General features: G+C 64.9%; 1 protein-coding gene and 1 pseudogene. Both read right to left on the bottom strand.

What is annotated here, in order from left to right:
- Window positions 1-331 precede the first annotated feature (331 nt).
- The gene (locus AHiyo1_RS14740; protein WP_059389074.1) at window positions 332-1,180 is read right to left on the bottom strand and encodes a PRD domain-containing protein; all 849 of its coding nucleotides are present in this window, start codon (window positions 1,178-1,180) and stop codon (window positions 332-334) included.
- Window positions 1,181-1,267: 87 nt separating this feature from the next.
- A pseudogene (locus tag AHiyo1_RS14745) lies at window positions 1,268-2,685 on the bottom strand (glycoside hydrolase family 1 protein).
- Window positions 2,686-2,737: the final 52 nt, after the last annotated feature.

Consider the following 2,737-nt stretch of genomic DNA (forward strand, 5'->3'; position numbering starts at 1 on the left):
CTTCAGGCCAGCGATGGCCTCCGCCGGGTCCGTCCCGGCGGGCAGGGCATTACTGGTGGCCGGCTCCGCCAACGGCTCCGGCATGTGCCTGACAGTAGCGATGACGCGGCCCGGATTGACTCCGACTCCCTGGAACGCTGTGGTTCCTGCAGTTTTCAGAGCTGTTGCTTTCATTGAAGTTCTCTTTCGTCTGTTCGGCTCAACAGTGCCCAGCGGGCGTCAACGCTACCGGTTGGTTGAGGGAGGATTGTGACGGCGTCAGTGCACGGTGCCGCGACCATGGCTCTGCGGGCATGCTGCTCGGCCCTGGAGCACGAGACGCATCCCGGTTTCAGCGGTATTCGTTCACGTCCGCAACGAGGCGTGCCACGTGCAACGCCAGGTAGGCGACCTCGTCCCGGGTGAGGCTCGTGTCCAGTCCCATTTCCAGTAGGTACTGGATCTTGGCGGCGCAGACGACGGCCTCGGCGTGGCTCTGGATGATCGCGTCCACGAGTACGGAGGACTTCTCAGAGATCTGTTTGCCTGAGGCGACTCGGCTGAACAGGTATCGCAGATGGGTGACGAAGCGCGCTGCGTTCATGGACTGCTGGTCCACGGTGAAGCCGAAGGTCTTGTCCACCAGCGCGAACGCCTGCGCGATGACACCGGTCATCTGCATGGCCTTCTCCATGCCGGGGGTGGCGAACTGGGCGTTCACGAAGTGCATGGCCAAGGCGACTGCTTCGTCGTCGTGCAGTCTCACGCCCAGGGACGCCTCCACCAGGCCCAACGCCTCGCGTCCCGTGGAGAGCTCCTTCGGGTACAGCTGGGAGACCTCCCAGGCCAGCGGGAACTGCGCCCGGATCCCCGCCTGCAGCCGCTCGACGGCGAAGCTGAGATGGTCAGCGAGCGGTACCACCAGGGCTTGGCTGACCCGCAGGTCGAGCCGCTCCCCCGCCAGCGCCGCGACCTCGCCGGCTGCATTCAGGCAGTCCAAGGGGATGTCATCCAGGAAGCGGGCAAGCCGCTCCACATTGGCGTTCTCCGCCGCGACGAAGACCTGGTCTGCCACTTCGCGGGAGATTTCATCACCCGGTCTGCGGCCGTGGCCGAGGCCCCGTCCGATCACCACAAGGTCGTTGCCGTCGTCATCGATCGCCAGGACCGCGTTGTTGTTGAGCACGCGCTTGACTTGCACGTCTCACCGTTCCTTCCATCAACAGTTCATGGGGTGGTGCGGGGCAGGATGCCCCGCACCACCGGTGCCCGCACCGCGGGCCCGTCCTCAGAAGGACAGTGACTCACCGCCGGTGGCGATGACGTCCTGGTACCAGAAGAAGCTGTCCTTCCGTACCCGGGCCAGTTCCTTCAGATCGTCCTCCGTGCGGTCCACATAGATGAACCCGTACCGCTTGGAGATGCCTGATGGGTCGAGATCACGTCGATCGCAGTCCAGGGGCAGTAGCCGAACACGTCCACGCCGTCGCTGATGGCCAGGCGGATCTGTTCCAGGTGTAGCTTCAGGAACTCGATCCGGTAGTCATCCCGGACCCGGCCGTCCACCAGCTCGTCCAAGGCACCCAGGCCGTTCTCAGTGATGATGAGCGGCAGCTGGTACCGGTCCCAGAGGCGGCGCATGGTGGTGCGGAAGCCCACCGGGTCGATCTCCCAGCCGAAGGCGTTGACGGGCAGATGTTCGTTCTTCACCGCTCGGTAGAGTCCCATCTCGCCGCGTACGATCTGCTGGTCCCCGCCCCGTACCTGGATGTCCGAGGAATCCCCGCGGGACGCACCCACGGTCTGGGTGGAGTAGTAATTGAACGCGAGAAAGTCCGGCTTCGCTGCGACCAGCAACTCGAGGTCCCCGTGCAGGATCTCCGGCTCCCAGCCCTTCGACTTCAAGTAGGCCCAGGCCAGGTTGTGGTAGCTGCCCCGCACGGACAGGTCCACGTAGAGCAGGTTGCGGATGGCATCCCAGTCGTCCGCCGCAACGACGTCCTCCGGAGCGGACGTGGCCGGGTAGACGGAGACGATGTTCGGGGCCGGCCCGATCTTCGCCCCGGGTAGCAGCTCGTGGCAGAGCACCATGGCCCGGGCCTGGGCAAGGAACATGTGGTGGTTCTGCTGATAGAGCTCCTTACCTCCCACTTGGCCGCTGCGGCCCGTGGTCCCGATGGCCCGGCCGTGCAGGATCATCATGTTCTGCTCATTGATGGTGAGCCAGAACTTCACCTTGGAGCCGTACTCCTGAAAAAGGACCCGGGCGTAGCGCTCAAAGGCGTCGATGGTGGCCCGCTCCGACCAACCGCCACGAGCGTCCAGCGCCGCGGGCAGGTCGAAGTGGTACATGGTCACCACGGGCTCGATGCCCTTGGCCAAGAGCGCGTCGATCACCCGGTGATAATGGGCGACGCCCGCGGCGTTGATCTCGCCGTCACCGTCCGGGATGATCCGGGTCCAGGCGATGGAGAAGCGGTAGGCATTCAGCCCCAGCTCTGCGAAAAGCTCCACGTCCTCGGCGTAGCGGTGGTAATGGTCCGCGGCGACATTGAAGTCCGTGACACCCTTCGGACGGTGCATGTGGATGTCGATCACGGACGCGCCCTTGCCATCGGCGTCCCAGCCGCCCTCCACCTGGTAGGCGGAGGTGGAGGCCCCCCAAAGGAAGTCCCCGGGAAATGGGGTGAGCTGCTCATGCTGCATTCTGCGGTTCCTTTCGTGGCTTCCTGGTCAGCGTCCGACGGCGGCGATCGCC

Origin of the sequence: Arthrobacter sp. Hiyo1, assembly GCF_001263615.2 — a bacterium.
In the GTDB taxonomy this organism is placed as follows: Bacteria; Actinomycetota; Actinomycetes; order Actinomycetales; family Micrococcaceae; genus Arthrobacter.